Origin of the sequence: Yeosuana marina, assembly GCF_011762485.1 — a bacterium.
GTDB lineage: Bacteria > Bacteroidota > Bacteroidia > Flavobacteriales > Flavobacteriaceae > Yeosuana > Yeosuana marina.
Window position 1 is genome coordinate 101,938 of sequence record NZ_JAAKGI010000014.1, and the last position, 6,424, is coordinate 108,361.

The window sequence follows — 6,424 nt, forward strand, 5'->3', positions numbered from 1 at the left end:
AATTCTTGTGAAGTTTTATTGATGATTAGCAATTAATACAACGAATGATTATTTTCGTTATCTGATTACATTTACTCAGAATACAATTTTAAAATAACGACAATGAAATTATTAGGAATAGGTTCAAGAATTAATCATCCAGACTATGGAAAGGGTGTTGTAACCAACGTAACATCACAACATTATTGGGTTACATTTATTGAAAACGGACTAGAAACCATTGATTTAGATAGTGAATTTGAAATCATTGAAGCGGCTGACGATGATGTTGATACGGTTAGTTTTTTTGATGTAGAAAGTAGTCTAAAAGAGATATTAAGAAAATGGAGTGATGTTTCTGAAGTTGTTCCAATAGCCGATAAATGGAAAGGAGGAAAGCTTGTTTTAGAGCCAGGAGATACGAACTTAAAGTCTAGTGAAATTCCAATTGATACTTTTTTTCATAAAATAACGATGGTTAGAGATCGATTGCGTGTTATGGAGCAAAAAATTAACTCCAGTAATCTTGAAGAACAGGAAAAAATTGATTTGCAACAATATATTACGCGTTCTTACGGAAGTTTAACAACGTTTAATGTTTTGTTTAAATTGAAAACCCAAAACTTTGTTGGGCAGAAATCGAGTTGATTAAACGGTTTCTAATCAAATTTGTTTGGTGCCTATAATATTTGTAATATCAATTCCTAAAAAGAAAATATTATGAAATGTTGGTAGGATAGCACCACTTTTTGTAGTTGTCCAGTTTGACCATGATGCCTCTAAGCCTTTTATTGGTATGATAGATACCCACATTTTAAAACTTGTTGGTTTTCCATTGTCATCAAATAGCCAAAGGTAGGAATCTCCAGGTGTTGAGCCTCCGGATGTGTAGGTAACCAATAATCCTGAGTTACCATTTTTTAAGGTTACATGCCTGCGTTCTGTACCAGTATCAAACACTTTATAAGGAGCTACTAACCAAAAGGAATCATTATTAAAATAGGAAATTGCCTTATCAATAAGCTCTTCTCCCATATCCCCTTTAACCATAAATCCATGAACTGACGCTTTATTTAAATCTGTATTATTGAAGTCCAAATCAACTTTATAATCTTCCCAGTAAACAGAACAGGTGTTTTTAGATTTTTTCCATTTATAGTGATGTGACTTCTTAAATGTCCATTCTAAATAATTGGTGCTGTCATAAGCTTTATAATTTAAGGCATCTAGCATTTTGTAAGCTAAGGCATCAGCTTTGGCCCCTTGTTCTCCAATGGGCAAATCCTCATTATATTTAATAAAAACAAACACAAAAAATAAAATGCTAGGGAGTGTTAAAAACACAATCAATCCAGAAATTATTTTAAATGTTTTTTTTGTTTTCATAACCTGCTTCACTAGCAATTATAATAATAATGCGTTGTTTATCAGGGCTAAAATATTAAATAGAATTGATTCAATTGCGCAAATAGATTAAAAACCGACAGCCGCATCATCCCCTCGATGATCTGCACCACCTTCAAGCCGTTTATCGTTTAAAACAAGGATTCCATCTACTTTACCAATAACAGGTGAGTCTTTTTCATTCACAGAGTATCCTCGGTTTTCAAGTTCTTTAATTAAATTTTTATCAAAAGAATGTGGTTCCATTTGAATAACATCTGGCAACCATTGATGATGAAATCTAGGCGCATCAACTGCCTCTTGCATTGTCATATTGAATTCATGAACATTCAAGATAGTTTGCAAAACTGAGGTTATAATCGTTGACCCTCCAGGTGTTCCGACTGACATGAATAAATCTCCATTTTTTTCAACAATTGTTGGTGTCATAGAGCTTAACATTCTTTTCTCTGGAGCAATGCTATTGGCTTCAGCACCTATTAATCCAAACATGTTTGGTACTCCTGGTTTACTGCTAAAATCATCCATTTCATTATTTAAGAAAAAGCCGAGTTCAGAACAGTATAATTTTGAACCATAAGCGCCATTTAATGTTGTAGTAACGGAAATGGCATTACCCAACTGATCGATTATGGAATAATGGGTCGTTTCGTTACTTTCAACAACTTCAATATTACCATGAGATACACTTGAAGAAGGCGTAGCTTTATCAAAAGAAAAATCAGACATCCTTGATTTTAAATAGGCATCACTGATAAGCTGGTCCGTTGGAATTGATACAAAGTCCGGATCTCCCAAGTAATAACTTCTATCGGCATAAGCACGTCGCTCAGCTTCTGTAATCACTTGAATAGCTTTTAAAGAATTATGTCCGTATTCACTTAGATTATAAGGCTCTATCATTTTCATAATTTGTGCTAAACAAATACCACCACTAGAAGGGGGAGACATGGAGATTACTTTTAAGTCATCATAACTAAATGTAATCGGCTTTCTCCATTTTGCTTGGTATTTTGCTAAATCGTCTTCAGTAATAATACCTCCGTGCTCATGTATAAATTTAACCAGTATTTTAGCTGTTTCTCCTTTATAAAATTCATCTCGGCCATTTTTTAGTATACGTTCTAAAGTGTTGGCTAATGCAGGATATTTTATCGTGTCATTTTCTTTCCAGACTTTATAAAATAATAATGAGTCATTATTTACTAAACGAAATTGATCTTGATAATGATTCAACCTTTTAGCTTGATTTTTAGTTACAACTACGCCTTTTTTAGCAAGAGCAATTACAGGTTCTAAAATATCTTTTATAGGTAAGTTTCCAAATTTTTCATGAACATCAAACAGTCCGGCAATACTTCCGGGTACACCAATGGCTAAGGACCCAAGAGTGCTCTTTTTAGGAATTACTTCACCAGATTCGTCTAAATACATATTTTTTGTAGCTGCTAGTGGTGCTTTTTCTCGGTAATCCAAACCACCAACAGTGCCGTTAGATTGTCTGTATACCATAAAGCCGCCTCCACCAAGATTTCCAGCAAACGGATAGGACACCGCTAAAGCCAATCCTGTTCCAACCATAGCATCAAAGGCATTACCACCTTTTTTTAAAATATCAGCCCCAATTTGTGAGGCTTCAACACGCGCAGAAACCACCATTGCCTTATTGGAAACAAGACCTCTTTTGCTTATTGTTTCAGTATTCTTTTTACAAGAAAAGCATATAAAAGCTAGTAATAGGATATAAAAAATCTTTTTCATTGTGTATTGTTTTTAAGTTCTATTTCTTTTAATTTTTGTTTTGAAAAAACGATGAGTTCTTCAAAAAAAAGAGTGAATTCATTTTCAAAATCTTTATAAAATTCTTCCAGTTCATTCACCGCTTCATTCATACTTGATCTATTTTTGGTACGTCTGTTCATACCTTCTAAAGCTCTGGAAATGCCATCAATTGAGGCATAACTTACCAACCAATTATCAGCCATCATGTACGGCATCATTTTTTGAATTCGTAAAGGTAGTAGGTCATAATGGTCTTCAAGAGAATCATAAAAAGCGTCAACATATGTTTCTAAAGGAATAGGAGAATAGTTACTCCAGTTTTTAGCCAAAAAATGATCATAAAGCATATCAACGATTATCCCAGAATAATGACTGTATTTTTCGTGTAATCTTTTGGTGCTTTTTCTAACTGTTTGATGAGCATCTGTAAAAGTATCAATATTTCTATGCAATAAAATACCTATTTGAATCTCCTTTGGGTATTTTTTATAATCTTTTCCTTTAATACCATCGGCTATAAAATTCCCAATAGTTACAAGGTCACTTTCACCAGATAGATAAATGTGTGCTAAGTAATTCATTGGCGTAATTTACAAATTCAAAAGGAAGATATGTATTTTAGCTTTAAAAATATTCCATTAAACATTTTTTAAAGTTTATTAAAATGCATGCTGAAAAAAAATATGTAGGTTTGTTAAAAATTCAAAAATAATGACATTAATAAAATCAATTTCAGGAATTAGAGGAACTATTGGAGGTCAAGTAGGAGACAACCTAACACCCATTGATGCTGTTAAATTTGCGTCGGCTTACGGAACTTGGATTATGCAACAACGTGACAAAGAAGATTATAAAGTGGTTGTTGGTAGAGATGCGAGAATTTCTGGTAAAATGATTCAGAATTTAGTTATGAATACCTTAATCGGAATGGGGATTCATGTTGTTGATTTAGGTTTATCTACAACACCTACTGTTGAGTTGGCTGTACCTATGGAGCATGCAGACGGTGGTATTATACTAACAGCGAGTCATAATCCAAAGCAATGGAATGCTCTAAAACTTTTAAATCATAAAGGTGAATTTTTGGATGGTGAAGAAGGGGCCAAAATTTTAGAAATAGCTGAAAGCGATTCAATGAGTTTCGCAGATGTTGATAGTTTAGGAAAAATTACTAAAAATCAAGCTTACATCGATTTACATATTATTGAAGTGCTAGATTTACAATTAGTAAACGTTAAAGCTATTGAACATGCACGTTTTAGAGTAGTAGTAGATGGTGTGAATTCTACTGGCGGTATTGCTATTCCATTGCTTTTAGAACGCTTAGGAGTCGATGTTATTAAATTATACTGTGAACCTAATGGGCAGTTTCCACATAATCCAGAGCCTTTAAAAGAGCATTTAACAGATTTATCGGAAGCGGTTAAAAAACATAAAGCTGATTTTGGAATTGTAGTAGACCCCGATGTTGATAGATTAGCTTTTATGGACGAAAATGGCGAGATGTTTGGCGAAGAATATACTTTGGTGGCATGTGCTGATTATGTATTGAGCAGAACACCAGGAAATACCGTAAGCAATATGAGTTCAACTAGAGCACTGAAAGATGTTACTGAAAAACATGGCGGAACCTATGAAGCGAGTGCCGTCGGCGAAGTAAATGTGGTAAAGTTGATGAAGAAAAACAAGGTGGTTATTGGAGGTGAAGGTAACGGAGGTATTATTTATCCGGAGTCACATTACGGTAGAGATGCTCTTGTTGGTGTCGCATTATTTTTAAGTTTATTGGCTGATAAGCAAATGAAAGTTAGTGAGCTTAGAAAAACCTATCCGAACTATTTTATGAGTAAAAAGAAGATAGAATTGACAGCTGGTTTGGATGTAGATGGTATTTTAAAGGAAATAGAGAAACGTTACCAAAACGAGCAATTGATCACCATTGATGGCGTGAAAATTGATTTTCCTGAAAGTTGGGTGCATTTGCGTAAAAGTAATACTGAACCCATTATTAGAATTTACACCGAAGCAAAATCGCAACAAGAAGCCGATACGTTGGCTGATACATTTATAGAAGAGATAAAAAAAGTCAAGCTTTAGATTATGATATCTAAAAGAAGTAAGGAAATACTATTATCTTTTTTGAAAGATAAACACAAAAAAAAATGGTATAAAATAGTTAAAGAATTTACTAGCCTTTATGTTTCTCAAAAAACATTACCTGTAAATTACATCACAAGTTTGCTTTATCGAAAAAACATCTCGAATTATAAGGATTATATAAGCTTAAAAGAGAACGAAAAATTATTAGCATGGTCTTATTCACACGCCAAAGAACAAATTGTATTGGTAGAAAATAAACTACTGTTTCATGATTTAATAGTCAAAAATAATATATCTACACCTCAAATCATTTTTCATAATTCAAAAAACAAGTTTATTTATAAAAATGATTTTTTTCAAATAGAGACAAAAAATGATTTTTTTTCTTTTTTAGAAAAAGTTTTTTATGAAATAAAAATTGAACATGTTTTCTGCAAACCTTTAGATGGTTCAATGGGTAAAAACATTTTCGTTTTAGATAAAAATACATTTCGAGAAACACCAGATAATCTAATTAACTTAGTGTTTTCCAAAGCATTTATATTTCAAGAATTAATCTTACAACATCAAACTTTAAAAAAGATAAACAATTCTAGTATAAATACTTTAAGGATTGTTGCTTATAAAAACAAAGAAAATAAGGTAAAAATATTATCTGGATTTATTAGACTAGGAAGAAAAGGATCAATTGTAGATAATGCACATGCCGGAGGTATTGTAGTCTCATTTAATAAGGAAACAGGTAAGATGCGCCATGAAGGCTTACAACTAATCTATAATGGGGGAGGTGTTTTTTACAAGCATCCTGATACTGGAATTATTTTTGATAATTTTCAAATACCTTGTTATGATCAAGTTAAAGAAATAGTTGTTAAAGCTTCTTCTCTATTTAAATTCCCATTATTGGGTTGGGATGTTGCTATAACTCCGGAAGGACCTACAATAGTAGAGGCAAACCATGATTTTCATTTATTTTTATCAGATAGAATGGAACACGGTTTAAAAAGAAATCCTACATTTAATAAATTACTTGAGGAATTGCAATAAATTAATTTATTACTTCTTCTTGTGTTTCTAACGCTTATGAGTCCAAAAATAATACTCAGGAGCCTCACGAATTTGTTTTTCAACCTCGTGTAAAAACATATCTGTTAGTTGA

General features: G+C 32.5%; 6 protein-coding genes. 3 read left to right on the forward strand and 3 right to left on the reverse strand.

Annotation, left to right across the window (positions count from 1 at the left end):
* The first annotated feature begins 102 nt into the window (after positions 1-102).
* Positions 103-627, forward strand: a complete 525-nt coding sequence (locus G5V56_RS12025) for a hypothetical protein (RefSeq protein ID WP_166965316.1) — start codon at positions 103-105, stop codon at positions 625-627.
* A 15-nt stretch (positions 628-642) separates the two neighbouring features.
* Here the strand turns inward: G5V56_RS12025 and G5V56_RS12030 are convergent, their stop codons facing one another.
* From G5V56_RS12030 to G5V56_RS12040, 3 genes are all read right to left on the reverse strand, one after another.
* Entirely contained in the window at positions 643-1,365 is a 723-nt protein-coding gene (locus G5V56_RS12030; RefSeq protein ID WP_166965318.1) for a hypothetical protein, read from the reverse strand.
* A gap of 87 nt (positions 1,366-1,452) precedes the next feature.
* Positions 1,453-3,144: a gamma-glutamyltransferase gene (gene ggt, locus G5V56_RS12035; protein ID WP_166965320.1), complete on the reverse strand. Its 1,692-nt coding sequence runs from the start codon at positions 3,142-3,144 to the stop codon at positions 1,453-1,455.
* A complete protein-coding gene (locus G5V56_RS12040; protein ID WP_166965322.1) occupies positions 3,141-3,746 on the reverse strand; it encodes an acyl carrier protein phosphodiesterase in 606 nt (201 codons plus the stop codon). The genes ggt and G5V56_RS12040 overlap by 4 nt, the downstream gene beginning before the upstream one ends.
* A gap of 130 nt (positions 3,747-3,876) precedes the next feature.
* Here G5V56_RS12040 and glmM point away from each other — a divergent pair, with 130 nt between their 5' ends.
* Both glmM and G5V56_RS12050 read left to right on the forward strand, forming a co-directional pair.
* On the forward strand, positions 3,877-5,262 hold the full coding sequence (gene glmM, locus G5V56_RS12045) for a phosphoglucosamine mutase (protein ID WP_166965324.1): 1,386 nt from the start codon (positions 3,877-3,879) through the stop codon (positions 5,260-5,262).
* Between the two features lie 3 nt (positions 5,263-5,265).
* Positions 5,266-6,312, forward strand: coding sequence for a sugar-transfer associated ATP-grasp domain-containing protein (locus G5V56_RS12050; protein ID WP_166965325.1), 1,047 nt, complete (start codon positions 5,266-5,268; stop codon positions 6,310-6,312).
* The last annotated feature ends 112 nt before the right edge of the window (positions 6,313-6,424 follow it).

Bases quoted from the DNA above. Each gene is read 5' to 3' on its own strand.
- G5V56_RS12025 (WP_166965316.1), top strand. From the start codon at position 103: ATGAAATTATTAGGAATAGGTTCAAGAATTAATCATCCAGACTATGGA.
- G5V56_RS12030 (WP_166965318.1), bottom strand. From the start codon at position 1,365: ATGAAAACAAAAAAAACATTTAAAATAATTTCTGGATTGATTGTGTTT.
- ggt (WP_166965320.1), bottom strand. From the start codon at position 3,144: ATGAAAAAGATTTTTTATATCCTATTACTAGCTTTTATATGCTTTTCT.
- G5V56_RS12040 (WP_166965322.1), bottom strand. From the start codon at position 3,746: ATGAATTACTTAGCACACATTTATCTATCTGGTGAAAGTGACCTTGTA.
- glmM (WP_166965324.1), top strand. From the start codon at position 3,877: ATGACATTAATAAAATCAATTTCAGGAATTAGAGGAACTATTGGAGGT.
- G5V56_RS12050 (WP_166965325.1), top strand. From the start codon at position 5,266: ATGATATCTAAAAGAAGTAAGGAAATACTATTATCTTTTTTGAAAGAT.